This is a genomic window from Butyricicoccus faecihominis (assembly GCF_014648015.1).
GTDB classification, from domain to species: domain Bacteria; phylum Bacillota; class Clostridia; order Oscillospirales; family Butyricicoccaceae; genus Agathobaculum; species Agathobaculum butyriciproducens.
The window spans coordinates 1-24,474 of sequence record NZ_BMQH01000018.1 but is presented as its reverse complement, the minus strand read 5'-3'; the positions used below and the strand labels follow the sequence as shown (position 1 = coordinate 24,474).

Here is a 24,474-nt window from a genome sequence, read left to right as displayed (position 1 = left end):
CTCCGAAGCCTTTTTATTCATCCGGGATATACTCGATAATGTCCGAAACACTGCAGTTTAGGATAAAGCACAATGTATCCAGCGTTTTCAGTGTGATTGTTTTACCGTGCTTCATGCGGTGCAGAATATTGGCGGAAAAGCCCTGTTTGTAAATTAAATGGTATTCTGTAACGCCTTTTTCTAAAAGCGTCCGGTAAAACGGAGCGTAACTGATCATGTACGATCACCTCACGCACAACATAACACGACCTAATATATTGACTATGCCCAATATATTGAGTATAATGTGTGTGAGGTGAGCTTATGGCTGAATTTTGTCTGGATTGTCTCAACCGTCTGGAGGGCACCTGCTATACCAAATGGGATGTTTCACTCTCTTGGAGCAAAGATATTTGCGAAGGCTGCAGTCAGCTTCGCCGAACCGTGATTTGCCTGCGTAAGCGGACAATTCAACGGCAATATCTCGGTTTATATGATGATAATCACCGCAAATCACGCAAATAAACCCATATTGACTTTCCCCTTAAAACTACTATAATGAAGATAGCAAAAGAACGCAGCCGATGGCGGCTACGCTCTCACCAGTTTACGCAGAAAACCAAGGCTTAATAGTGACAAGTAACTATTTTGTCGCAGAGAACGGTGTGACCCGAAGGTCACGCCGTTTTTCTGTGTTCATAGGTTGTTTGCGTGATGATAGGCTCGGAAATAACGGGAATATCTACATCGTCCACGAAGTTGAAGAAAATCTTCACTTTCTGCTTGCGCTTGCCGCTGGATTTGTCCGGGGCATAGACGATGATTTTCTTGATATACTCGTTCACGATGGTCTGTGTCAGCTCCTCCACATCCACATATTTCTGTGTCAGGGCGATAAAGGCATCCAGACCGTCGTTCATTTCTTCCCGCTGTTCCACCCATTCTTCGATAACTTCAATTTCGAGCTTTAACCGTTCCTGCTCCGCTTCATAGTCCGCAGACATCTTTCTGTATCTGTCCTGATTGAGATTTCCAAGAACATAGTCCTCGTACAGCCGGGCGATGATGACATCCAGATCGGCAAGGCGTTTCTTTGCCTGTTCCAGCTTCTTTTTGTCATCCCGGATGCTGCGCTCCTGGTCAGTCCTGCGGCATTGCAGCCATTCCTCCTGAAAACCGTCCACATCGCTTCGGATATACTCATTGACTGCCCGGATGCGTTCCAGAACGATTTCACGAAGCACATCTTCCCGGATATAGTGGGCAGTACAAGTACCACGGTTGCTCTTGTAGTTGTTGCAGACGTAGTGATCCTGCTTGCCCTCAAAGCTTTTGCTTGTGGCAAAGTGGAGCTTGCCGCCGCAATCGGCACAAAACAGAAGCCCGGAGAACAATCCCTGCCGTTCCGCTTTTGCGGGGCGGCGTTTGTTTTTCCTCAGTTCCTGCACCCTGTCAAACTGTGCCTGAGATACAATCGCTTCCTGTGTGTCCGGCAGATAAAACATATTCTCCGGCTCATTGGGAATCCGCTTTTTCAGCTTGTAGGACTTGGAATAAGTCTTGAAGTTGCAGGTACAGCCTGTGTACTCCTGCCGTTCCAAAATCCCTGCAATGGACTGGTTGCCCCAGTGGTACGGTCTTTCCGGCATCGGCTTTTTCTTTCGCTTGGCATAGAGTGCCTTTGCGGTCATAATCTGCTTTTCTTCCAGAATCCTTGCAATCTGCTCCGGGCCTTTGCCGTCAATGCAAAGGTCGAAGATGAGCTTGACTACCGGAGCCGCTTCTTCATCCAGAATCCAGTGATCCTTGTCCTCCGGGTCACAGCGGTATCCGTAGGGCGGTTTGCCCATGTGCTTCCCACTGGTTCCTCTCTGCCGCAAACTGACACGGACTTTCTTGCTGGTATCACGGGGATACCACTCGTTGAACAGATTACGGATTGCGGCGAAGCCCTCGCTGTCTCCCCGGTTGCTGTCTACGCCATCATTTATAGCGATAAAGCGGACATCATAACTCGGAAAGATAATATCCGTATATTGTCCAACAGTCAGATAGTCACGACCAAAGCGGCTGAGGTCTTTGACCAGCCAGCAGCCCACAAGCCCCTGCTTGACAAGCTCAAAGCCTTCCTGCACACCGGGACGATTGAAGTTCGTCCCCGTATAACCGTCATCCACCAGAATTTTCAGGTTTGTATACCCGTGGTCACGGGCATATCGGGTTAAATACTCTCTCTGATTTGCGATACTGTTACTCTCGCCTTCCTGGGCATCCTCGTTGCTCAGACGGCAATAGAGAATGGTAATTTTCTGCTGATCCAACATAATATCCTCCTTCGGTGGTTGGTCAGCCGACAGTACCGTTGTGCATATTGGAATTATATCATGCTTTTGTGTCGCAGTCATTAACAAATCACCCCCTTGTCAGAAAAAATGAGCCGTTTTACCTTGTCGGTAAGTGGCTCATTTCCATCACACTCCGTTTCAATCACATACCATGTGTTTCCGATCTTGCACTCAATGGTTTTGCAGAAAGAGGACTGTGCCGCTTCCCAACGCTTGCGGCATTCTTCCAGAAAATCAATAGGCGGCTCAAAAATCGGATCGAAGCAGGAGCAAATATCAATATAGCCGATGGCATCGTTGATTTCTTCCATCGGGGCATCTTCCATAATCATCTTGTTAATTTCATCTACGGTTTTCTTCATAGGCAAATAGTTCCTTTCTTAAATTTCCATGTCCTGTCCACGATTGCGGGCAGGGTGTTTGTGTTCATACAGTTCCTTTCCCCTGGCGAGGATGGCATTGATAAAAGCCCAGACCTTTTCAGATGCAATCTCAATCGCATCCAGGAAAGGCTGGGCTTTTTGTTTCAGCTCCTCATAGTCTTTGTTCAGTTTTTCAAAACGGTCTTTCCATATCTTTGCGTTTTTATCTGCCTGCTCGAATTTCTGCTTGTATTTCAGCTTCTCAGACTTTTCCGCAAAGCTGCTGACCGCATAATCCTTTAGCGTGCGGCACTCATCCGCCGTCATGGTAACATTTCCCGTAATGGGATTTTTCTTGCCCATCGACTCAATCTCATGTGCAGTCATAGCAACAGACTTAGCAGCCTGAGTTTCCTTTTTCAGAGCTTCCAGTTTCTTTTTCTGCTTCTCCGTGGCAGCTTTGGCATCCGCTAAGCTCTGCTCGGCCTGTGCCACCTGTCCGGTCACAGCTTCCAAACGCTGCTGTTCGGCCTGTACCTTGAACTGTGTCACCGTCAGATGTTCTTCGGTGCTGCCACATTCTCCACGCTCTACATCGGTATAACCAGCGTTTCGCATGAAATTGAAAAAGTCATCCTGCAGCACACTGTAGGACGACTTCAAAATCTTTTTCCCTTTTGCGTTCAACATAGGATTTCCGTTTTCATCAAGAACGGGTTTGGATTCCCACTTCTTACTGCGGCTGACCTGTGTGATCGTTTCCTTTACCGTTCCCCGGAGGGATTCATCCTTGCATCGCTTCGACCACAGGATTTGTTTCTCCACCACCGGGATATAAACCACATGAAGGTGATAGTGGTACACATCCTCACCCAGAGCTTCCGACATTGCCCGGTTGCGCTCGTCGGCATGCATTACAGCGGAGAGGATATACTGCTCACCGCCCACGATCTCCACGGCGGCTTTATAGGCATCGGCATAAAACTGTTTTGCAAACTCATAGCCGCCGTGGTTGTAGAAATAAGTGGAGTTCACATCGAAAACCAACTCGCCATATTTGACGGCATCCGGTTTCAGCCCTCTGGTGGAGATGATCTTGTCCTGCTCCATCTGCTCAAACATTTTTACATAATCGTCAGTGGGAGACTTGAAGTGAACATTCAGCGCAGTACGTTCCGGCACGATGTCCACATTGGAATAACGGTCTTTTTCACGCTCATTGTGTTCCTGTACTTTTGTCACATCATCCGGAGTTTCCAAGTCCTGATTTCTGGCTAAGGTACGATCAATTCCATCATTTCTTGCCATAGATTTTTGTCCTTTCTTTAAGATTTGCAGACAGCGGAGGGCTGAGGAACGGCACTTTTTCAAAGTGTAATAACCCACTATTACACTTTCATCCATGCTGGCTACAAAGTGCCGTGGGCTCTCCGAGGGCTCTCCCGAGGGGGAATGCGGTCACTGCGGTGACCTCTGCTGACCAAGGCAAAATGTCTGCGCCTTTTACCTTGGTCAGCCCGTCTGCATGAAGCTGTTCTGCGGAACATTTCTTGCAGACGATGGCAGCGAAAACCGTATCTTTCACTGCCTGTCCATGGGCAGCACTGCGGTGCGCCTATGGGGACGGGAGATGCGGAGGGCTGTTGCCGGGGTATCACTTCTCCCGTCTTTTCTGCCATACGATGTCGTAACCAAGCACAGCGGCAAGCTCCAATACTTCCTTGTATCGTATACTTTCCCGCTGTAATTTTGCGGACAGGTTGGAAACGCTGTCGCTCCATCCGTACTCGTCCGAGAGCAGGTCAACAACTTCCTGCATGGTCATCCCGGCACGGATGATCTGTGCTTTTATTTCGTTGCGTATATTCATATTGATAAAATCCTCCATAATTCAGTTCATGTGTCGGTGCAACCTCTGCGCTCCAAGGTGGAGTGGATGCACCGAACAGTGAAAAATCTGCAATCTCCGAAATCCGTTCAGAATTTCGCTTGTGATGTCCTGTCCATATATGACCATATCCCACTTTGCCGTTTTGTGTGGTTTGGTCTGGAACAGTGAAAACACCCATTGTTCCGTGAACAGGGTACACGGTTCAGAGAAGCACGATTTCGTGAAATAGTTTCGTCCTGCGGTCAAAAACTTTGCTGTTTCCATTACCATTGATTTTTAATGCCCGAAAACAGGTCAGCTTTGAAAGCTGCTGTTTCCTATAACGGAAGAAAACAGGGGTAAATGCTGCGTACATACGTACAGAGCATGACTGGCAAAATCAATCCCGCCAGTCCTCCGGTACGTACGTACACGGCGAAACATCGTAAAATCCATTTATATGAGGTCTTGCCACAGCTTCCACGCCCATAAAGCCCCACACCCGCCGTCCGGCAGAGTTGGTGATGTTGTTGCAATGCTCCAGATTGAATCTCCCGGCATTGGCAATCATGGCATCGCTGAAGCTACGGGCTTTCAGCGGTGCAAGGGAGTTTTCCTCACACCACATCCGGTAGATTTCATAGAAATCCTTAGAGCTGATGGAAGCATCCGCTTTCAATCGGATGTATCCCTCCGACTCCATGAAATCAAAGATATTGTTGTTGTCACGCTTGACCGCTTCCCGGTTTTTCCGGATACGGTCACTCTCCGTAAACTTAAAGTTGTTGGCAACAAGCCGCTGTAAGCCTTCAAATGCCCACAGGAAGATACCCTCGGCTTCAGCTTTCATCTTCTCTGCAAGGTCAGGATCATCGGCTCTGTCCATGGGCTTTTCTTTGGTGGTCAGCACAAGCTGTCTGCGGTAAAAACCATCGCTGCGATCATATAGGGCTTGCAGATCACCATTGCTGAATGCCAGCAACCGGGCAAACATCCAGCCCTGATAACTCTGCTTGCCCTTGCGTTCCAAGTCCATTTTGCCCTGTGCAGTCACGATGGATTTTACATAGTTGGTCTGACGCAGAGCTTCCATCCGCATATCATCATCCACGCACAGGAGAATGTGTTCCAAATCGGCACGGGCGAAGCGGTTTTCAGAAATCTTGCCGATGCTGCCGTCTTTCATATTCGTGCCGAAGATGGTAGACAGTACCGCACCGATTTGAGATTTACCCTCGCCGCCGTTGCCTTTAATCACCATCATGCGCTGCCCCTTGTTGGAGGGAATCAGGCAATAGCCGATAAACTCCTGCAAAGTTGGAATGTCCTCGGCGTAAAGCAACCCATCCAGAAAGTTCAGCCAGATCACCGGCGCAGTAGCATCGGGATTGTAAGCAACCGGCAAACGGCTCCGCACGATAGCCGGTCTGCCCTCGGTAAATGTGCCGTTCAATAGCAGCGTACCGTTGGACAAATGAATCCGATCCTGCTCCGGTGGAAAGTCCGGCACTTGCGCTTCCAGTTTCAGCACTTCCAGAATGTTGGTGATCTTCCGGGGGATATTGTTTACGGCACAGAATTTCAGCTTGTCGTAAATCTCCCCACGCAGAGGAAGATCGTCCGTCACTCGACCATCGGGCGTGAAAAAAGCTCCGTTTGCGAAGATGATCCTGCGCTCTTGCAGAAATTCTTCACAAAACAGAGCTTCGTTGATGTTCTGCCCGTCAAACCACATGGGCAAGTTCATATCAGGCGTTTTCCGGTTCTTCGCCATGGTGCGCCACCTCCTTTTTCTTTCTTGTGGTGTAGTCCTGCAAGAACGTAATTCTGTCGTCCTTCATCAGCTCGTCCACCACAGCAACCCGCTCTTCCAGATCGCCCACAGTCAAAATGTCTGCCATATATTCGATATAATCAAGCATCTGGCAGGCTTCCACAAAACGGTCATCCAGTGCATCGTCCGGTGTTTTCGGTGCATACCGCACTTTCCAATCTTCCAGCAGATGCAGATAGTCTGTCAGCGCCCGGAAACACAGCATTTCATCCTCCCGGAACTGACGGATATAGGGACGCTTCGGCTTAACCATAGCTGCGGCAGTGGGCGGTTTTGGGTCAAGTCCAAAGTCCGCAGCCAGCTTTTGCGCTGCTTCATAACTGCTCAGATCGAACAGTCTTGCCACAAGGTCGATTACATCCCCCTTGGCTCCGCAGCCGAAGCAGAAGAAATAATCCTCGTTCAGCTTCAAGCTCGGATGCCTGTCGTTGTGGAACGGGCAGCAAGCCATACCATTGCGGTTGACATTCAGCCCGTAGTGTTTTGCGGCTTGCTTTACGCTGATTGCCGCCTTGATGATTTCATAGATTGTCATAGAAAAACCTCCGTTCATAGTATTTAGAAAGCACGAAACACCCGCCGTGATTGGCAGGGGTTTGGCTCCTTCTACTATGGTTATGCCGGATTTTTCAAAAAACAGGCTAATCGGAGGACAACCCCGTTTCAAAAAACAGGACAACTTATGGATAGATGTAGATTTCTTTACATTAGCATGATAGAATTAAGAAAATGAAAAAACAGGACAGGAGGGGCAAGCATGAACCAAGAACTGATGACATTGGATTTTTGGCAGGATACGGTCATATATGAGGGAAAAACACTTCCTGTCGGCGCTCTTGCCTGTGATGCGCTGAATGTCCCTGCGGATACCATCGCAAAGATGAACGAGCAATGCGAGAAAATCAATCTGCTGCTTGGAATATTAAACGCCGGACAGGATGCTTCTGCACTCTGTCCTATTGCAACGGAAGCTGCTCTGACGATGCTTGATATTCTCAGTCAAACACCGCCGTTCTCCTATATGAATATCTCAAAGCACAGAGAACGGATTGAAAAAGTCTTTACTGTGGACAATGCGCTGAAATATGTGGAGTTTGCCATAAAAGCCGCAACCAATTCTTTGCAATTTGAAGAAATCCAGAACTTTGCCGATGCGATGATGCTCCAACGCTATACCGCAGTTTTCGGGCATCTGGCATACTCCCTTGGGGAATACCAAACGGCCATGCTTGATTTTGCAGAAAAATCAGACGGCAATGAAGCAGAACGCACCGCAGAGGGTTTTGCAAAAATGTTCGGCGACTATTTTCCGCCGGAGTTCTCTATCACGGAGGGCAATGCCTGGATGTCTACTTTGAATAATTCCGTTCAGTATATATCGGTCATCCGTCCCGGCGAAAAAGTTGCGAAGCTGGTCAAGCGGATGCACTATGTATCCTTTGTAGGGATGTTCCGGTCTGATCTTTTTGAGGGCTTATGTGTTGGTCATGCCCCGAAAAAATGCAAAATCTGCGGCAAGTGGTTCCTCACCACCAACGCAAGGCACACCAAATACTGCGGCGGCTATGCACCGGGGGACAAGCTGCACCGCACTTGCCGACAGATCGGCAACCTGAAAGGCAGAGAACAACGGGAGCTTGCGGACGATCATCCGGTGAAACAGATTTATGAGAAACGGCTGAACACCATAAACCGCTATGTGAAGCGTGGTACTCTGGACGCTGATCTTGCAGAGGTTATGAAAAAGCTGGCAAAGGATAAAATGCTTCGAGCGCTGAGCAATGTCGCCTATGCCAAAGGTGATTACGAAAAAGAGATGGGACAGGCTGCTTTGAAGAAAGAAGCAAAATTACGGACGAAATGAGGAATATGTAATGGCACAGAAATATGATTTAACTGATATTGGGAATGCGCTTAGCCGGGTTATGGACAATCCTATGACCAAAATAATCCGTTCTGGCTCTATTGGTGTGTTGGGCGTAGTAAACCCAGTTGCGGGAATTGTAGGCGGAATAGGAAATGATCTTCTATCTGAATACAATACCTTCAAACTCGGCCATCTACTGAACGGTCTTGCATCTGGCTTTAATCTCGAAAGAAGATTGAACGAGCTTTACAACTATGTAAACTCCAGCCCGGAAAAGGCTATTATCGTAGCCAATCTGTTCAAACAAACCGTAAATGCAGAATGCCCAAAGGTTTGCGTTATTTATGGTCTAATTCTTGCAAACCATTTAGAAACACTTACAGAATTCACGCACGAAGAATTGATTGTCTGTAAAGCTTTGGAAAACGCTACGGATTATGATCTGAAGAATTTCAAAGAAATAATGGAGAACTATCTTAAGCCAACATCAAATGGAAGAAGAATTGTATTTCCAAAAGACTTTGCAGATATTGCTGCTTTCACCACCACATGCGATTGGTGTGTATATAATAGAATCTTTGTTTCTCGCACAGCAGAGTGGGGTGAAATGGAAGAAGGCATTTTGGATATGAGCACGTACTATTACGAGGCAAATCCTGCATCTGTTCTTCTGGATAATATAAATGCTGCAAGACAAACTTGGAATTATGGTTAATTATTCCCGCTGATTACTTAGAAGGGAGGTGCGCTATGCTAAATGATTTTTCGTGGAACATGACCGGATACATACCGAAGCACCAAGTTAATCCACACGGTGACGGCATCATCCCCTATGTGGCAGAGCGCATCTTCCAACTGGAACCGGAACCGCCAGCGGTGGACAGTCTGAATGAATATATCCTGTCTGCTTTGCGGGAAAAGAATTTGCTATATTTTTCGTTCTTTCTGCACCACTACGAAACGCAGCTCAACAAGCGCATCAAAGGCTTTCTCAGTGTGGACGGCGGCAATCTGTACGACACAGACCGATTTATCGATATAAAGATCTCCTGCCGGGAGCAAATGCTCCAAAAGCTGATGGACTATGATCCTGCCAAGGGTGCGGAGTATGCTACATACATCTATCCGTTCATCTGGGATTCTATGCTCCGTTTCCGCATGGGCGAAGAAAAATGGTCGGTATCCTCTCTGACCAATTACAAAATGGTGCGATCAATGGCGTGGCTGTACCATAACACCAAAGATGCGGTCAACCAGTTTTCCAAGAAGTATAACTGCGACCTTGCTCTTGCGGAAGAATATCTGAAAGTTGTCCGTGGAATCCGCAACCAGCAGCCGTTCTATATAACGGACGAGGACGGCGAGGAAACAGGCGAGGATATAGCCCTTGACGATAGCTGGAACTATACCGACATCCTCTGGAACGGCATACAAGCAGAAAAGGTACAGCGGGCATTTGAGAAGCTGAATTACCGGGAACAGACCTTGCTCGAAAAACGGTTAGCAATCTGTATGACCTGCGGGCGAGTTGGCTCATGGAAGAACCGCCCCACTTTTGAAGAATTGGCGATTATGTTTGAGGGCAGCACAGCCAGCGGTGCAGAGCGAGCCTACCGGAAAGCGGTGGACAAACTGACAGAACTGCTGGTTGCCGAAGGTGCGCTCCATGCTGTCCGGCTGAAACAGAAAACCAAAACCAAGCGCAAAAAGAAAATCGCCGCCGCAATCTACGAATATCAAGCAGACTGCGACGGCGAATGGGGCGAAATTTCAGTTGATTTTGAGAACGGCACAGCAGAGATTATCCGACTTGCTGATTGGGATACAATTAAAACGAACTGGTTTGCCAAGGAGGCGATCCGGTATATTTTATCATTGTCGCCTGATGCTCTTACAAAATATATGCTCGTCCCCCTTGAGCCGCCACTTATATCTTGAATCCTTACAACCACTGTAAGTGGTATTTGCTGTGTTCCCATGCTATCATTTTATTACAAATGATAGGAGGTATTCACATGAAACCCATTTTGAATATTGAAAATTTAACAAAAATCTATGGCAATGTGCCAAGTCAAACAAAGGCACTGAATGGGATCACCTTCCAGGTGATGCCGGGAGAGTTTCTCGGCATTATGGGAAGCAGCGGTTCCGGTAAATCCACACTGCTCAATTGTATTGCGACTGTGATTCAACCCACAGGTGGAAGCATTCAGGTGGAAGGCGATACTCTGCAATCCCTCAAGGGAAAGGCTCTTGCAGAGTACCGTGGCAAAAAAGTTGGTTATCTATTCCAGAACTTTGAATTGCTGGACAACCTGACTGGCAGGGAAAACATCCTGCTCCCGACTTCCTTGCATGGGGTATCCGAAGCAGAAAGCAGCCAGCGGCTGAAGCAGTTGGCTGACTATCTGGAAATCACTGATGTTCTGGATAAGTTTCCGTCCAAGATGTCCGGCGGCCAGCGTCAGCGTGTTGCGGCAGCAAGGGCTCTGATCTTACATCCCCAAATGATCCTTGCCGATGAACCGACGGGTGCGCTGGATTCTAAGAACGCAAGAAGTCTTATGGAGAAGCTGTCCGGCCTGAATCGTGACGAACAAGCTACGATCCTGATGGTAACCCATGATTCCAATGCCGCCAGCTTTTGCAAGCGCATTCTGTTCATCCAGGACGGCGTGATCTTTCATGAGCTTCGGCGTGGAGACGAAAGCCAGCAGGAGTTCTACGGGCGCATCCTGAAGGTGATGGCGCAACTGGGAGGGGGCAGCGCAAATGTTCTCTAATCTCATTCTTCGGAACAGCCACCGCAGCCGAAAGGAAAACGGTCTGTTTTTCAGCTCCCTGGTGATTTCTATTGTTGCCTTTTACATGATTCTTTCCATCTCCACTCAAGATGTGATGCTCTTTTTGCAGAAAATGGAGAGTGACGCAGTTGACAAACTCCTGCTTCTGATTCCTGCGTTTTATGGGATGACCCTCGGTATTCTGTTCTTTTTGATCTATTTTGCCTGCAAGTATCAGTTCGAGCGCAGACGGCATGAGTTTGGTGTTTATCTAATGTTGGGGATGCGTAGAAGTAAACTGTTTGGTATGCTTCTGGCGGAAGATTTCCTGACCAGTATTCTTGCCATGCTCATAGGCTTACCTGTGGCTGTGGTGCTTTCAGAAATTGTCAGTCTTGTCACCGCCAAGCTGGTAGGCATGGGGATCATCGGTCATCAGTTTTCTTTATCCTGGTCTGCAATTGAATGGACGCTGGCAGGATTTCTGGCAATTAAGCTGACGGCACTTCTGATTTTGAGTGGACGAATCAGCCGCCAGGAGATCGGTACTTTGCTATCCCAGCCAACGAACCGCCCCAAAAAGCAAATGCCATCTGTTATCTATGGACTGGCTGCTATATGCGGAAGTGTGATGTTGGCAGTGGCTTACTACATGGCGATTCAGGGAATTGCATGGACAAAGGTAAGTATGATGGGACTGACTTTGCTGTTGGGCATAGTTGGTACGATGCTGCTTTTCTATGGGATGCGTGCGCTGATTGCTTTGATTGTTAAGAAAGGAAAAGGAAATAAGCAGCTTCATGTATTTACCTTCCGGCAGATTCAGGAGAATGTTATTCATCAGTCAACCTCCATGGCCATCAGCTCCCTGCTGATTCTGGCGGCGCTGTGTTGTTTTGGTGCGGGCGTAGGAATTGCAGGAACGAATAGCCTGTCTTCTGGCCATGTAATCGACTATACTTTTGAAGATCATACTGCAGAAGATTCATCGCAGGTTCTTCCGAATATAAAGGCAGCCCTGAAAGAAAACGGTTTGGAAAATCAATTTTCAGAGCTTTTTGAAATGAGGGTTGGGCGTATTCGCACCACAGAAGATTATGATAATGCCTACAGCATGGACGCTGTTATGGACTCTCTTCGGAGCCTGCCCCAGTCGGAAGACCGGGATGTCCTTCTGAACAATCTTGGTTATGCCACATACCCATATTTGATTTGTTTATCGGACTATAATCGTTTGTTGGAATTGTCCGGCAAACCGGCTCTCCAATTAGGCGAAAAGGAGGCCGCTGTCTATATTGATACAGAGTTTACTACAGTAAGTCGTACCGCAATGCTGAACCAAGTATTGGCCGGACAGCCCAAGGTGGAACTGGATGGTAGTCCGATTCATCTTACAGGAGAGGTTCAGTCTGTGAATTTGGTCACGGACCATTCTATAACCTTGTCCTTTGCATTGATTCTTCCGGATGAAGCATTCCTATATTATAGCCAGGGAATGTATGATACCTATGTCAATGCGGTGCTCAGTGAGCAGGCTCTGGATGGAAATAGCCTTATGACTGCATATTTGGATTTGAACGAGAAGCTGGACGAAACTGGCATTGAATATGAAAGCTATCTTCAGAATATAGGTCGTCAGCTTTTCTACACCATAGCATCCAGTTATATTACCCTCTATCTTGCGATTGTTTTCCTGGTAGTTGCCAACACCATCGTGGGTGTTCAGTTCCTGATGAGTCAGCAGAAAACCGGGCGCAGATACCAGACCCTGATCCGCCTGGGAGCTACTTACGAAACCCTTTGCCAGTCTGCTGGAAAGCAAATTACCTGGTTTATGGGACTTCCTGTATTGGTTGCGGCTGTCAGCAGTCTGTTTGGAGTCAGGGCGTTATTTACAGGGATACTCTCGTCCCGAACCCGTGGGACAGTGTCTGAAATGCTGCTTGTATCTGCTGCTATGATTTTACTACTTTGCGTGATAGAATATATTTATATGAGAGTGGTCAAGCGCTCCAGTGATCGGTATTTGCTGACACTGATGCAGCCGCAGAGAGAAGAATAATTTGGAAGGAGGTGCTGTCATGAAAAGAATTGCTGTTGTGGAAGATGAAGTCTATATGCGGGAAGAACTCTGCGATATGCTCCAAAAGGACGGCTATCTTGTGGAGGCAATTACCGAGTTTGAAGATGCCGCTCGGCTCTTGGCAGCCCTCCGCCCTGACCTTGTGATCTTAGACCTGAACTTGCCGGAGATCAGTGGCTTTCAAATCTGCCAGGAGCTAAAGAATAAAACTGCTATCCCCGTCCTGGTGCTGACTTCCAGAGATCAGGTAAAGGATGAACTGCAAGCGTTCCAGTTGGGTGCCGATGAATATTTGACGAAGCCGTGCAGAAAAGATCGACTTCTTGCCAGGGTATCCAATATTCTCAAAAGGTATGAAGGCCGTACCAATCTCATAGAGGGACCAGATTTCCTGTTAGACCAGCAGACCTACACGCTTTATATTCATAATACCTCTGTGGTGCTTCCAAAAAATCAGGGAAAACTGTTGGTCGCTCTTTTGTCCGGCGGCGATGCTCTGGTCACGACGGAGCAGCTTTGCATGGCACTATGGGGAACCACGGAATACATAGATGAAAATGCCTTGCAGGTTAACCTAACCCGGCTGAAAAAAACGATGTCCGCCCTTGAAATGAAACAGCGAATCGTTGCAGTTCGAGGAATGGGCTACCGTTTGGAAGCGGAGGTGTCTCTATGAAGCAGCTTTGGCACATGATAGAACGGTACTACCCCTGGCTTCTGTTGCTGCTGGGCGTGGATTGCTTTTGCGCTGTCATTCTTTGGATTTCTGACATTCAGGTATTTCAAACCTTGATCGGGTTAGTAGTTCTGACGAGCATCCTTTTGTTTTCAGCGATTCTGTTTGTACTAAACAAGAGGGAGAACACCCACATGGAACTGTTCCGAGATTTCCTCAGTGATCCTACCATCTGCAATGAAGAACGGCTGCTCAGTGCCATTAGTCAGAAAGAAGGAGAATCTGTCCGATTTTTGGCTTCGGTTTTACGGGAATACAAAAACGAGAGTAACAATATGGCGGATGCCCTACGGGACTATGAAGAATACGTGGAGGGCTGGGCACATGAAGCGAAAACGCCCCTATCGTTGCTGACCATGCTCTTGGATAACCGGAACGATGAAATCTCTCCTTCCCTGCAAGCAAAGCTGGATTATGTCCGCAGTCAGCTTCAGGAGGATGTCACGCAGATGCTGTACTATGCCCGGTTGAAGAGCAGTACAAAGGATTACCGATTTGAGGATGTCAATTTGAATGACTGCTTGGGTGAAGTTCTGGAGGACTATGCCCCACTTCTTGAAGAGAAGCATTTTGTCATTCTCAACAAACTGCAATCTGAAACAGTCTATACAGACCGTAGAGGACTTCAGTTTATGTTGGGACAAATCGTTAGCAATGCCATCAAATATAGCAGCGATAGTCCCATGCTTACAATTTCCGTGATACATTCGGAGACTGCAGATATCCTTTCTGTTGAAGATAACGGCATTGGCGTAAAAAAATATAATCTGCCGTACATTTTTCAAAAGGGCTTTACCGGGGATTCTACTGACAGCAGAAAGAAGGCTACCGGTATGGGACTTTACCTGGTTAAGAAGATGGCCGACGATCTAAATCTTCATCTGGAAGCAGCTTCCCAGTGGGGAAAGAGCTTCAAGATTGTCATCTTCTTTCCTAAATTGAGATCCAACGGAGGGAAATAATATAAACAGAAAAACGCCCGCAGGATTTTCTCCTGCGGGCAGCGTGTTGTCAGCTATCCCAAGGCTTGTATTCTGTTACAGTTTTCAAATAGGTTTCGGGATCGCCGTTCAAGATAAGGTCTGCATACTCCAAAGGAGCGTTGTAGATCAAATAATCCAGCTCTGACCGCTGATACATATTGTCAGCAATCTCGTTCTCAACGACGATAGTGTCAATCGCAATCATACTGCCGTCGCTGAATTTCACTTCCACACAGCAATTATCCATATTGTAGGCACAAGATATTAAGGTTTTCATGGTATGTCCTCCATAATTCGTAATATAAAGCGAAAATCCCGTCTGACTTCCTGTTAGAAATCAGACGGGATTTGTCCGTATGCACCCCGGAAACCGTCAGCTAACAGTTGATAAGTAAATTAGTTCCTTATCACTGTTAAGCCAAGAGTTTCCTCGGTTTTCTGCTTTTATTGTAGCACATATTCTGTCGCTCTCTGCAATTCTTCCCTCTTCAAATGAAGAGGGATTTATGCTATAATGAGGGATACAACAAAATCCACCGGAAAGAAGGACAAGCCCATGACCTCTGTGCTGCTGCCCGAGGGCGAACTGCGCGTAGCACGCTGCGACATGCTCGACAAGCTGATCGCGGTCGGCGACGGCGATGCGGCGCTGCTGTATCTTTATATCCTGCGGCACGGCGGCACGGACGGCTCCGCTGCAGCACGTGCCCTGCGTCTGAGCGCCGATCGTTACGAACGTGCGGCATTCACGCTCAACAACCTGATCGCGCCGACGGAAAAAACCAAAGCAGCAACCGACAAATCCGCCGAAGCGCCGCGCTACACTGGCGATGAGCTGCGCCGCGCCCGTCTGGATGACCAGACCTTCTCCGGCCTTTGCGACGCAGCAGAGGGCATTACAGGCCGTGCGCTGACCGAGGGTCAGCTGCGCTGTCTGCTGACCATTTACGACTATCTTGGTCTGGACGCAGGTGCAACGATTGAGTTGCTCAGCTATCTGAAAAGCGAAAAGGGCACGGTCCGCACGACCGATCTGCGCCGCGAAGCCAACCAGTGGGCCGATATGGGCATTGTCACCGCGCAGGCGGCCCAGCAGTACCTGACACGCCGCGCGGATGAAAAACCGCTCAGCGAGGCGATCTACCGCGCACTCGGTGCAGATACCGAGCAGCCCGCGCCCAAGGAGCAGCGCGTCTGCCGCTTTGCACTGGCGCACGGCTTCCCTGCCGACGCAGTGGAGCTGGCGGTGCACCGCACCGGTCAAAAGCAGGGACACAAAAGTCTGGATTACACGCTCGGCATTCTGCGCCGATGGGATAATGCAGGCGTACATACGGTCAGCGAAATCACCGCTCTCGAGCCGGAAACCCGCACGTCTGCCGTGTCTGCCGTGCCTGCCGCCGTCGGTCAGACACCCGCACAGCCGACCGACAGCGCCACGCTCGCCGCTTGGGAGCAGGACTGGGCTGCACGCGTGCGCAGTCATCGCCGCAACACGGAGGAATAACCTATGGCATACGATAAAAAACTGCTCGCCGCCGCACGGCGCGAGCTGGAACGCGAGCGCACGGCTCACACCGAGGAGCTGGAAGCGCGCCGGCGTGAGATTTACACACGCGAGCCGCGTATCCGCGCAATCGACCGCGAGCTGAGCACCACGGCAGCGTCCGTTCTGCGGGCCGCAATGGAGTCCGGCGGAGACCCGACTGCTGCAATCGAAAAGCTGCGCGACCGCAATCTCGGTCTGCAGGAGGAACGCGGCGACCTGCTCCGGCAGCTTGGACTTCCCGCCGATTATCTGACCGACAAGCCGCTGTGCTCAAAATGCGGCGACACCGGCTACGCCGGCAGTGCGACCTGCGAGTGCGTCAAGGCGCGCTACGCCAAGCTGCTCAAGGAGCAGCTTTCCTCGGTGCTGCCGATTGCCGACCAGAACTTTTCCAAGTTCGACATGAGCTTTTACTCCACCCGCCCGGATGGCCGCAGCGGTATTTCGCCGCGCGAAAATATGGAATATAATCTGGGCGAATGCAAGGCTTATGCCGCAAAATTCGGCAAGGATTCCCCCAATCTGCTGCTGTTCGGCTCGACCGGTCTGGGCAAGACCTTTCTCTCTACCTGCATTGCCGAGGCGGTCTCCGCACGCGGATTTTCCGTGGCCTACGACACCGCCATCAACATTGTTGCCGCGTATGAGACCATCAAATTCGGCTCCGGTGACGGCGAAGCCGCCGCAGAACGCGCTGCACGCTACGAGCGCGCCGACCTGCTCATTATCGACGATATGGGCACCGAAATGGGCACCGCCTTCACGGTTTCCGCGCTGTACAACCTGATCAACAACCGCCTGATGGCTAAGCGCCCCATGATCATCAACACCAACTTACTGCCGGAAACGCTCAGCGAGAAATACTCGCCTGCCGTGGCCTCCCGCCTGCTCGGCGAGTTCCTGCCGCTGCGGTTCTTCGGTGATGACATCCGGCTGCTGAAAATGCGCAGAACGTAAACAAATCCCTCTCTTTTTTGCGAGAAAGAGAGGGATTTTTAGGTAACACCGCATAATTGAACAAGAGCGATTTGCGGGGAATTTTGCGGTGTTGCCTCAGATTTCGGATTGTTTGCCGAGCAGCTTATCGCGCCAGCGACCAAACCGATGCGTAATCATGCGCAGCTCGATACCGACAAGCAACGCCGCGATAACCGTACCGATGCCGACGCTGCCCAGTCCGTGCAGGAAGATCAGGCAGGTGATGAGCGAAATGCACACCATAGATACGTCAAACGCGATCTTGACGGTCGGGAACGGCTTGCCCGTCAGCGTGGAGATGGCCAGCATAGCGCCTTCACCGGCCAGCGGCATAATGTCCGCCGGAACGTAGAAAAAGATGCCGATTGCAACGAAAACAGTGGCAATCCAGCACATCAGCAAACGGATAATCAGGTTGTCCGTCGAGGGAAACATCGCCGCGAGCGTGTTGCAGGTGGTTGTGAATGCGCCGAACACCATGCCGACCGGAATCTGCAGCAGGTTTTTGCATTCAAAGCGGCGGCGCATCAGCAGCATTTGCAGGATGACCAGAATAACGTGGAAAATGACGGTCGCAACACCCATCTCAATGCCCCAGACACAGGTCATGGTGTATGGGATGGAGCTGACCGGCGACACGCCGAGATTGGACTTGACCGACAGTGCAATGCCGATAGTCATGACGAAGAAGCCGCCGAAGTAATACAGCAGCCGAATACCGAGTTTAGAGCCTTTCATGCCTGTTTTATCCCCTTTTAGTTGTTTAGATTGCGATAAATACGCTCGAGCAGGGTCTGTACCTGCTGCATCTCCTGCGGTGAGAAGCCGCGCAGCGCCTCCTCTTCTGCGGCTGCAAAGATATCATTCAAGCGGCGGCACTGTTCCCGGCCGAGGTCGGTCAGGCGGACATACACCGTACGGCGGTTTTCGTCGCGTGTGCTGCGTTCAAGCAGTCCGGCGCGTTCCATTCCCCCGAGGATGGTAGAAAGCGAGGACGGCTCGATATGGCAGCCCTGGGCGATATCCTTTTGCATGGCGCCGTCGTGATCCTGCAGAAAGTCCAACACTTTAGGCTGGCCGGTGGTCAGACCGAGCGGTTTGATGCGCGACATGACAAGTTTCTGCAGCATGGCATGGTCAGCCATGAGCAGGTAATGGGTGGAAAATTCCATTGCGTTCTCCTTTGTTCTAATTCAAACAGTTTGCTTTCTAATTATATATCTATGAGTTTTTATTGTCAATTTGTATTTTCTTATACTTACTGTTATATTTTCTTTCTTTATTATAGATTACTTTTCGTTATATTATCATTAGATATAACTTTACGCTGTTTTTAACGATTCTGCGCGTACGCGGCGCAGGCGTACAAGAGGGTCGCTACCAAGGTTTCTTACTCCGAATTTTGAAGCATTTTCGGTTTCAGCAATCCCGCAGATTCTGCAAAATACCGTAGTTTTCTCGAAACAAGTGTATAATAAAAATATTGGTTTATTATTAGTAAAATAAAACGAGAGCGTATAGCTTGAAATTGCTATACGCTCTCAATCTGTCAAAAAAGTATTATTTTAATTTTTACGCTTCGTGCGGTAGCACGCATTTAATAGAATTTGCAAAGCAAATTCATAAAAATCGGGGGCGTGTACCTCGGTTTTTATACTTTAAGAGGGAGAAAGTTTCCGAATGGGAACTTTCGGACGTCCGTGTTTTGCGAAGTCAAAACACAGATTGTCGGAAAAACAAAGTTTTTCGACAGTCTCAGAGCGTATAGCTTGAAATTGCTATACGCTCTTTTTATAGCCTTGCAATCTATTTGCAAATAGCATGAATTTTTACACATTCCCGCGGAATTTAATCGTAATATCCGTCATATTCATGCGCTCTCTGGGGAACTGGTGGCGCTCGAGGTAGTCGTAGAGCAGGCGGATCGGGAGCGTGCCCTGTGTTTTGACGTCCTGCCCGATGATGAAATCGACCGTACCGTTTTTTACCATTTTGATGTTGCCCTCGGTGACATCGTGAACGACGATGTGCAGCTTTTCGCTGCGATGTGCGGCGTGCACGGCGCGGTAAACGCCCTCCCGTCCTGCGGAGGTCAGATAGATGCCGCGCAGCTCGCTGTCCGACTGAATGGCGCGCATAGCGATGCGCTCGGAAAGGCTTTCGTCGAGGAACGAGCATTCCGGGTGCAGAACCCGGATATCCGGAAAACTCTCCGCCATTTCGGTGCTGAAGCCGGTAAAACGCTGCGAGTCGGCATAGTGACCGCTACGCTGCCCCAGAATCGGCAGCACGCTGCCGTGCCCCTGCATGACCATGCCGAGCAGCGCAGCGGCAGCGCGGCCGCTCGCGATGTTGTCCGTGCCAACATAGGCGATGCGGTTCGCGTCGGTGATGTCCGTGTTGAAGGTCACGACAGGGATGCCCTGCTGCTCGCTGAGCGTGTTGATCTTATCTCGCACGAGCGTGTTCGCGAGCGGCATGAGCGCGAGTCCGTCGATGTGCTCGGTCGTCACCAGCTCATCGATCAGCGTCAGCTGATGCTGCACATCCATATCCTGCATCGCGCGCACGATGACCGTGATGTTCGGGAGAAGCTCACGCTCGGAAAAGCTCTCGAACAGCTCGCACAGCATCTGCACGAAGGGCGAATGGTCGGAGTGGAGCACCACGCCGATCTTCCACTGCTGCGTCTGCTGCATGACGAGGCGGTTCGAGATATAACCCATTTCACGCGCCGTCGCGCGGATGCGCTCCGCAACTTCCTCGCGTACACCCTCCTTGTGGTGCAGGGCGCGGTCCACCGTTCCGCGCGACACCCCGCAGCGGTCAGCAATCTGCTGCATCGTTACCATAAAATCACTCTCCTGCGTTATCTGTACTTATACTATATCATAAAATACAGTCGTGCGCCAGATGTTACATCTGCACGAAAATGTTGTGCTGCACATCGCCAATGATACAATGATAGCGTCATTTTTGTGCATAATATCGTAAACACTCGCAATCTTAATATGCACAATCACGATATAATGCACGGATAAATGATAGTGCGCCCAAGCTATTGCAACCGGAAATCCACTGTGATATTCTGTGATTGTCAAGTGAACAAGGCCATTCACAAAACCGAAAAATTCCCCAAAAGAGAGTGAGAGAAACAAAATGTCATTTTTCAGTTCCATGATCTGGATCGCGCTGAGCTTCCTGTTTTTCACCGTCATGGTGGCAGTCATTTCAGCGTGGAAGACCAGAGATGACAAGCTCGACACCGCCGAGGGATACTTCCTCGCGGGGCGCGGACTGCCGGGTATTGTCATTGCAGGCTCGCTGCTGCTGACCAACCTGTCCGCAGAACAGCTGGTCGGCACAAACGGTCAGGGCTGGGCTTCCAATATGAGTCCGATCGGCTGGGAGGTCGGTGCACTGTTCACGCTGTTTGCACTGGCATTGTGGTTCCTGCCGACCTACCTCAAAATGGGCACGACCACCATCCCGCAGCTGATGGAAGCACGCTTTGGCCGCGGCACCAAGCTGATGTTCTCGTTCGTCATCGTTGTGATGTACTCCATCCTCAATCTGCCGGTCATCCTTTACTCCGGTGCAGTTGTATTTGAGAATATCTTCGATATTTCCGGTATCTTCGGCATCAGCAAGTTCCAGGCTGTTGCAATTCTGTGTGTCGTTATCGGCATTATCGGCGGCTGCTACGCCATCTTCGGCGGTTTGAAGGCGGTTGCCGTATCCGACACCATCAACGGCATCGGCCTTATCATCGGCGGTCTGATGATCCCGTTCCTCGCGCTGACGTTGCTGGGTCACGAGACCACCGGCGGCGGTCTCGTAGAAGGTGTCAAGTACCTCGTACAAACCGAACCCGAAAAGCTCAACGCATGGGCTTCGTGGGATGCTGCTGAACCGGCTCTGCCGTGGCCGCTCATCTTCACGGGAATGTTCTTCAACAACCTGTACTGGTGGTGCACGAATCAGTCCTTTGTACAGCGCGCACTTGCTGCAAAGAGCCTGAAGGAAGGTCAGAAGGGCGCGATCTACTGCGGTTTCCTCAAGACCATCGGCTTCTTCTATCTGGTACTGCCGGGCGTTATCGCTTACCACCTGCCGTCCATTCAGGACAAGCTAGCGGCGGCCGGTTCCTCCGCGATCGACTTTGCTTATCCGGCACTGGTTTCCGCCGTTGTTCCCAAGCCGGTCATGGGCTTCTTCGCTGCTGTTCTGTTCGGCGCGATCCTGTCCTCGTTCAACTCGGTGCTCAACTCCGCATCGACCATGTTTACCCTCGACCTGTACCGCACCGCCATCAATCCGAAGGCTTCGGATATGCAGTGCGTCAAGGTCGGCAAGATCTACGGCACCTGCGCCGGTACAGTCGCTATCTGCGTGGCACCGTTCGTTATGTTCGCACAGGGCATCACGACCTTCCTCAACTCTATGAGCCAGTTCGTTTCCCTGCCGATCCTGTTCACCGTACTCGGCGCGCTGATCTTCCGCAAGGCACCGAAGTACGCGCCCAAGGTCATCACCGCTGTTCACGTTATCGCTTACGGCGCGTTTATGATCATCAAGCCCTGTTACCCCACCTCGGGTGAGCCAATTCATTATCTGTACGCCATCGCTGTGCTGTTCGTCGTTGAATTTGCCATCATGTGGTATCTGAACAAATACCGCGGCACAGAAGAATATGTTCCGGCCGATGTCGGCGCAGTTGATTTGACCCCGTGGAAGTATCGCCATATCGTATGTATCATCGGTATCATTCTGGCGATCGGCATCTACATTCTGTTTTCGCCCATCGGCATTGCCGCATGAGTATAATAAAGTCCAACCAAGAACCTAATTGAGAAAAGAAAAGGAGAACAATTACCATGAAACTCGGATTTAATGAAGCAAATGACCGTTTCTGCAAGAACCACAGTGTTATGATGGACCTCGAGCTGTGCGAGAAATACGGCTTCGACTGCATTGACATTCAGTCGGAGTGCCTGAACCGCGATCTGGAAGCCGGCAAGATCACCCTCGAGGAGATGGGCGCATGGTTCCAGAGCCACCACCTCAAGATGCTTTCCTACAATGCGCTGTGCTTCTTCAACATGAAGCAGACGCAGGAGGAAAAGGACGCCGTGATGGCTGAGCTGGACGAGATCATTCGCCGCTGCAACATCCTCGGCTGCAAGATGATCGTTGTCGTACCGAGCAAGGACATGAAGGAGCGCGGCCTGACCCCGACCCGCAAGGAGATCCGCGAGGATGCAGTTGCTGTTCTCAAGGAAATGGTTAAGAAGTGCGAGCCGCACGGCATCCGCCTGAGCCTTGAGTTCTGCGGCGAGCCGTCCATGACTATCAACCGTTTTGAGGATGCTTACGCCATCGTCGAGGAGGTCAACAGCCCGTATGTCGGCGTAACGCTCGATCAGTACCACTTCTACGCAATGGGCTCCGGCTGGGATACGCTCGAAAAGGCCGACGGCAAGAAGATTTTCGTATGGCACCTGAACGGCACCGAGGATATGCCCTGCGGCGCTTACTACAACAACGACGAGAAGCGTCTGTGGCCGGGTGCCGAGGGCGACTGCCTGCCGCATGCACGCTACGCTGATACGCTCAAGAAGATCGGCTTTGACGGCGACTGCTGCACCATCGAGATCTTCCGTCCGGCATACTATGAGATGTCGCAGGAGGAGAACGTAAAGAAGTCCGCAGAAGTCACCCGTGCACACGTTGAAAAATACGCACAGTTCTAATATCGTAAAATCAGCAGTATCTCACAGCATATTCCCCAGCATTTATCACATTTTTTTGATCTGTAAAGGAGAATTTATTATGAGCTATCTGAAGAAAATCGGCGCACTGTTTGTTTCCTCCGCATTGATGGCATCCATGCTCGCAGGCTGCGGCTCATCCTCCGATTCCACCGGCGGCAACGGCTCTCAGGCTGAGGGCGGCGATGGCAATTACAACATTTCCATCGTGTTCAAGACCACCTCGAACGAATACACCCAGTACATGATGGCAGGCGCTGAAAAAGCGGCGGCCGAGACCGGCGCAGTGCTCGACATGAAGGGCGCGACCTCCGAAACCGCATACGATGAGCAGCAGAACATGATCGAGACCGACCTGCACGCGAACAAGTACGACGCCATGATCATCGCGCCGCTTCAGGGCGATATGGCGACGACGCTGGTAAGCGGCACGGATATGCCCATCTTCGCAATCGACACGGACTTTAATGCACCGGAGAAGATTTCGTTCATCGGCATCGGCCAGAAGGATGCAGCGGCAAGCGGCGGCGAAAAGGCTGTCGAGGCGGCGAAGGCAGCCGGCTGGGATAAGATCGAAGCAGCTTATATTGCGGGTGTTCAGGGTGACTCCACCGCCGATGCACGCCGCACCGGTTTCCAGGAAGGCATTGACGGCGCAGGCGGCACGTTCCTCGCGGACGAGGTGCAGTATGCAGACGCCGTAGCAGATAAGGCAACCGTCTGCATGGAAGGCATCATGCAGAGCCATCCGGAGGGTCTGGCTATCATCGCCTGCCACAACGACGACTGCGCAATTGCGGCAGCTCGTGCAGCAGCGAACAATCCGGCTTATGCAAAGACTATCTTCATCGGCTTTGACGGCAACATCACCGCAGCACAGTCCATCCTCGATGGCGGCGAGACCATGACCGTTGCACAGAGCGGTTACGATCAGGGCTATCAGGCGGTTAAGACCGTTGTGGCACATCTGAACGGCGAAAAGGTAGACAGCTTTGTTGACTGCGGTACCAAGGTCATCGACAGCACCACCGCCGAGGACTACATGGCAACCCTCAAGAGCCAGATGGACGGCAAGGCAGTTGCACAGTAAACCGTAATACCATGCGCTGCACTTGCAGCAGCAAGTGCAGCGTATCTATTAAACAATCACGTTTCTATAAGGAGAGAATTACAATGGGCATTCTGAAAATCGGCGTAGTTGGCTGCGGCCGTATCGGCAAGCTGCACATCAACAACCTGATCAACTCCGTACCGGGCGTTCAGGTAGTAGCTGCTGCTGACCCGATGCTTGACAAGTCCGGCGCACGCGAGTGGCTGGCAGAGCGCAAGATCAC

Annotated in this window: 24 protein-coding genes; 13 read left to right on the top strand and 11 right to left on the bottom strand. The window is 50.3% G+C overall.

What is annotated here, in order from left to right; translation table 11 throughout:
* Window positions 1-13 precede the first annotated feature (13 nt).
* The 7 genes from IEY11_RS13710 to IEY11_RS13680 form a co-directional block, all read right to left on the bottom strand.
* Window positions 14-217: a helix-turn-helix domain-containing protein gene (locus IEY11_RS13710; protein ID WP_110435853.1), complete on the bottom strand. Its 204-nt coding sequence runs from the start codon at window positions 215-217 to the stop codon at window positions 14-16.
* A 439-nt stretch (window positions 218-656) separates the two neighbouring features.
* Window positions 657-2,384, bottom strand: a complete 1,728-nt coding sequence (locus tag IEY11_RS13705; RefSeq protein ID WP_033121835.1) for a recombinase family protein — start codon at window positions 2,382-2,384, stop codon at window positions 657-659.
* Window positions 2,384-2,686, bottom strand: a complete 303-nt coding sequence (locus IEY11_RS13700) for a hypothetical protein (protein ID WP_033121834.1) — start codon at window positions 2,684-2,686, stop codon at window positions 2,384-2,386. Before IEY11_RS13700 ends, IEY11_RS13705 begins: the two co-directional genes overlap by 1 nt.
* 18 nt (window positions 2,687-2,704) lie before the next feature.
* Window positions 2,705-3,994 carry a plasmid recombination protein gene (locus IEY11_RS13695; protein ID WP_118209390.1) on the bottom strand — a complete coding sequence of 430 codons (1,290 nt, stop codon included), beginning with the start codon at window positions 3,992-3,994 and terminating at the stop codon, window positions 2,705-2,707.
* 346 nt (window positions 3,995-4,340) lie between these two features.
* On the bottom strand, window positions 4,341-4,562 hold the full coding sequence (locus IEY11_RS13690; RefSeq protein WP_347003522.1) for a type 2 periplasmic-binding domain-containing protein: 222 nt from the start codon (window positions 4,560-4,562) through the stop codon (window positions 4,341-4,343).
* A gap of 394 nt (window positions 4,563-4,956) precedes the next feature.
* Window positions 4,957-6,330 (bottom strand): DNA primase family protein, encoded by a 1,374-nt coding sequence (locus IEY11_RS13685; protein ID WP_188886831.1) that lies wholly within the window; start codon window positions 6,328-6,330, stop codon window positions 4,957-4,959.
* Window positions 6,305-6,925: a CHC2 zinc finger domain-containing protein gene (locus IEY11_RS13680; RefSeq protein WP_188886830.1), complete on the bottom strand. Its 621-nt coding sequence runs from the start codon at window positions 6,923-6,925 to the stop codon at window positions 6,305-6,307. Before IEY11_RS13680 ends, IEY11_RS13685 begins: the two co-directional genes overlap by 26 nt.
* Before the next feature lie 222 nt (window positions 6,926-7,147).
* Between IEY11_RS13680 and IEY11_RS13675 the strand changes: the two genes are divergently transcribed.
* From IEY11_RS13675 to IEY11_RS13645, 7 genes are all read left to right on the top strand, one after another.
* Entirely contained in the window at window positions 7,148-8,254 is a 1,107-nt protein-coding gene (locus tag IEY11_RS13675) for a DUF6076 domain-containing protein (protein WP_033121508.1), read from the top strand.
* A 10-nt stretch (window positions 8,255-8,264) separates the two neighbouring features.
* Window positions 8,265-8,972 carry a hypothetical protein gene (locus tag IEY11_RS13670; RefSeq protein WP_055228676.1) on the top strand — a complete coding sequence of 236 codons (708 nt, stop codon included), beginning with the start codon at window positions 8,265-8,267 and terminating at the stop codon, window positions 8,970-8,972.
* Window positions 8,973-9,007: 35 nt separating this feature from the next.
* On the top strand, window positions 9,008-10,195 hold the full coding sequence (locus IEY11_RS13665; RefSeq protein WP_033121506.1) for a sigma-70 family RNA polymerase sigma factor: 1,188 nt from the start codon (window positions 9,008-9,010) through the stop codon (window positions 10,193-10,195).
* Between the two features lie 77 nt (window positions 10,196-10,272).
* Complete coding sequence (locus tag IEY11_RS13660; protein WP_033121505.1) at window positions 10,273-11,040, top strand: ABC transporter ATP-binding protein; 768 nt, start codon at window positions 10,273-10,275, stop codon at window positions 11,038-11,040.
* A complete protein-coding gene (locus IEY11_RS13655) occupies window positions 11,030-13,102 on the top strand; it encodes an ABC transporter permease (RefSeq protein ID WP_188886829.1) in 2,073 nt (690 codons plus the stop codon). Before IEY11_RS13660 ends, IEY11_RS13655 begins: the two co-directional genes overlap by 11 nt.
* 19 nt (window positions 13,103-13,121) lie before the next feature.
* The gene (locus tag IEY11_RS13650; RefSeq protein ID WP_055228678.1) at window positions 13,122-13,799 is read left to right on the top strand and encodes a response regulator transcription factor; all 678 of its coding nucleotides are present in this window, start codon (window positions 13,122-13,124) and stop codon (window positions 13,797-13,799) included.
* Window positions 13,796-14,821 (top strand): sensor histidine kinase, encoded by a 1,026-nt coding sequence (locus IEY11_RS13645; RefSeq protein ID WP_055228679.1) that lies wholly within the window; start codon window positions 13,796-13,798, stop codon window positions 14,819-14,821. Before IEY11_RS13650 ends, IEY11_RS13645 begins: the two co-directional genes overlap by 4 nt.
* Window positions 14,822-14,870: 49 nt before the next feature.
* Here IEY11_RS13645 and IEY11_RS13640 read toward each other — a convergent pair whose 3' ends face one another.
* The gene (locus tag IEY11_RS13640) at window positions 14,871-15,119 is read right to left on the bottom strand and encodes a DUF6061 family protein (protein ID WP_033121501.1); all 249 of its coding nucleotides are present in this window, start codon (window positions 15,117-15,119) and stop codon (window positions 14,871-14,873) included.
* Window positions 15,120-15,356: 237 nt separating this feature from the next.
* On the opposite strand from IEY11_RS13640, the gene IEY11_RS13635 reads away from it, so the two are divergent.
* Both IEY11_RS13635 and IEY11_RS13630 read left to right on the top strand, forming a co-directional pair.
* The gene (locus IEY11_RS13635; RefSeq protein ID WP_188886828.1) at window positions 15,357-16,349 is read left to right on the top strand and encodes a DnaD domain protein; all 993 of its coding nucleotides are present in this window, start codon (window positions 15,357-15,359) and stop codon (window positions 16,347-16,349) included.
* A 3-nt stretch (window positions 16,350-16,352) separates the two neighbouring features.
* The gene (locus tag IEY11_RS13630) at window positions 16,353-17,348 is read left to right on the top strand and encodes an ATP-binding protein (RefSeq protein WP_188886827.1); all 996 of its coding nucleotides are present in this window, start codon (window positions 16,353-16,355) and stop codon (window positions 17,346-17,348) included.
* A 96-nt stretch (window positions 17,349-17,444) separates the two neighbouring features.
* Here IEY11_RS13630 and IEY11_RS13625 read toward each other — a convergent pair whose 3' ends face one another.
* The 3 genes from IEY11_RS13625 to IEY11_RS13615 form a co-directional block, all read right to left on the bottom strand.
* The gene (locus IEY11_RS13625) at window positions 17,445-18,107 is read right to left on the bottom strand and encodes a YczE/YyaS/YitT family protein (RefSeq protein WP_118481356.1); all 663 of its coding nucleotides are present in this window, start codon (window positions 18,105-18,107) and stop codon (window positions 17,445-17,447) included.
* A 17-nt stretch (window positions 18,108-18,124) separates the two neighbouring features.
* Complete coding sequence (locus tag IEY11_RS13620; RefSeq protein ID WP_161275414.1) at window positions 18,125-18,541, bottom strand: MarR family winged helix-turn-helix transcriptional regulator; 417 nt, start codon at window positions 18,539-18,541, stop codon at window positions 18,125-18,127.
* A gap of 657 nt (window positions 18,542-19,198) precedes the next feature.
* On the bottom strand, window positions 19,199-20,221 hold the full coding sequence (locus IEY11_RS13615; RefSeq protein ID WP_188886826.1) for a LacI family DNA-binding transcriptional regulator: 1,023 nt from the start codon (window positions 20,219-20,221) through the stop codon (window positions 19,199-19,201).
* 307 nt (window positions 20,222-20,528) lie between these two features.
* Here IEY11_RS13615 and IEY11_RS13610 point away from each other — a divergent pair, with 307 nt between their 5' ends.
* From IEY11_RS13610 to IEY11_RS15160, 4 genes are all read left to right on the top strand, one after another.
* Window positions 20,529-22,190 carry a solute:sodium symporter family transporter gene (locus tag IEY11_RS13610; protein ID WP_243022786.1) on the top strand — a complete coding sequence of 554 codons (1,662 nt, stop codon included), beginning with the start codon at window positions 20,529-20,531 and terminating at the stop codon, window positions 22,188-22,190.
* A 56-nt stretch (window positions 22,191-22,246) separates the two neighbouring features.
* Window positions 22,247-23,122, top strand: coding sequence for a sugar phosphate isomerase/epimerase family protein (locus IEY11_RS13605; protein ID WP_118286282.1), 876 nt, complete (start codon window positions 22,247-22,249; stop codon window positions 23,120-23,122).
* A gap of 79 nt (window positions 23,123-23,201) precedes the next feature.
* Window positions 23,202-24,230, top strand: a complete 1,029-nt coding sequence (locus tag IEY11_RS13600) for a sugar ABC transporter substrate-binding protein (protein WP_243184021.1) — start codon at window positions 23,202-23,204, stop codon at window positions 24,228-24,230.
* A gap of 11 nt (window positions 24,231-24,241) precedes the next feature.
* On the top strand, window positions 24,242-24,474 hold a 233-nt coding region (locus IEY11_RS15160; RefSeq protein ID WP_330600822.1), incomplete at its 3' end, for a Gfo/Idh/MocA family oxidoreductase.

What these genes read in the sequence shown, in the direction of transcription:
- IEY11_RS13655 (WP_188886829.1), top strand. Translation starts at nt 11,030, where the DNA reads ATGTTCTCTAATCTCATTCTTCGGAACAGCCACCGCAGCCGAAAGGAA.
- IEY11_RS13620 (WP_161275414.1), bottom strand. Translation starts at nt 18,541, where the DNA reads ATGGAATTTTCCACCCATTACCTGCTCATGGCTGACCATGCCATGCTG.
- IEY11_RS13600 (WP_243184021.1), top strand. Translation starts at nt 23,202, where the DNA reads ATGAGCTATCTGAAGAAAATCGGCGCACTGTTTGTTTCCTCCGCATTG.
- IEY11_RS13685 (WP_188886831.1), bottom strand. Translation starts at nt 6,330, where the DNA reads ATGGCGAAGAACCGGAAAACGCCTGATATGAACTTGCCCATGTGGTTT.
- IEY11_RS13645 (WP_055228679.1), top strand. Translation starts at nt 13,796, where the DNA reads ATGAAGCAGCTTTGGCACATGATAGAACGGTACTACCCCTGGCTTCTG.
- IEY11_RS13635 (WP_188886828.1), top strand. Translation starts at nt 15,357, where the DNA reads ATGAGGGATACAACAAAATCCACCGGAAAGAAGGACAAGCCCATGACC.
- IEY11_RS13700 (WP_033121834.1), bottom strand. Translation starts at nt 2,686, where the DNA reads ATGAAGAAAACCGTAGATGAAATTAACAAGATGATTATGGAAGATGCC.
- IEY11_RS13710 (WP_110435853.1), bottom strand. Translation starts at nt 217, where the DNA reads ATGATCAGTTACGCTCCGTTTTACCGGACGCTTTTAGAAAAAGGCGTT.
- IEY11_RS13625 (WP_118481356.1), bottom strand. Translation starts at nt 18,107, where the DNA reads ATGAAAGGCTCTAAACTCGGTATTCGGCTGCTGTATTACTTCGGCGGC.
- IEY11_RS13670 (WP_055228676.1), top strand. Translation starts at nt 8,265, where the DNA reads ATGGCACAGAAATATGATTTAACTGATATTGGGAATGCGCTTAGCCGG.
- IEY11_RS13695 (WP_118209390.1), bottom strand. Translation starts at nt 3,994, where the DNA reads ATGGCAAGAAATGATGGAATTGATCGTACCTTAGCCAGAAATCAGGAC.
- IEY11_RS13610 (WP_243022786.1), top strand. Translation starts at nt 20,529, where the DNA reads ATGTCATTTTTCAGTTCCATGATCTGGATCGCGCTGAGCTTCCTGTTT.
- IEY11_RS13640 (WP_033121501.1), bottom strand. Translation starts at nt 15,119, where the DNA reads ATGAAAACCTTAATATCTTGTGCCTACAATATGGATAATTGCTGTGTG.
- IEY11_RS13650 (WP_055228678.1), top strand. Translation starts at nt 13,122, where the DNA reads ATGAAAAGAATTGCTGTTGTGGAAGATGAAGTCTATATGCGGGAAGAA.
- IEY11_RS13605 (WP_118286282.1), top strand. Translation starts at nt 22,247, where the DNA reads ATGAAACTCGGATTTAATGAAGCAAATGACCGTTTCTGCAAGAACCAC.
- IEY11_RS13615 (WP_188886826.1), bottom strand. Translation starts at nt 20,221, where the DNA reads ATGGTAACGATGCAGCAGATTGCTGACCGCTGCGGGGTGTCGCGCGGA.
- IEY11_RS13630 (WP_188886827.1), top strand. Translation starts at nt 16,353, where the DNA reads ATGGCATACGATAAAAAACTGCTCGCCGCCGCACGGCGCGAGCTGGAA.
- IEY11_RS13665 (WP_033121506.1), top strand. Translation starts at nt 9,008, where the DNA reads ATGCTAAATGATTTTTCGTGGAACATGACCGGATACATACCGAAGCAC.
- IEY11_RS13705 (WP_033121835.1), bottom strand. Translation starts at nt 2,384, where the DNA reads ATGACTGCGACACAAAAGCATGATATAATTCCAATATGCACAACGGTA.
- IEY11_RS13675 (WP_033121508.1), top strand. Translation starts at nt 7,148, where the DNA reads ATGAACCAAGAACTGATGACATTGGATTTTTGGCAGGATACGGTCATA.
- IEY11_RS13680 (WP_188886830.1), bottom strand. Translation starts at nt 6,925, where the DNA reads ATGACAATCTATGAAATCATCAAGGCGGCAATCAGCGTAAAGCAAGCC.
- IEY11_RS13660 (WP_033121505.1), top strand. Translation starts at nt 10,273, where the DNA reads ATGAAACCCATTTTGAATATTGAAAATTTAACAAAAATCTATGGCAAT.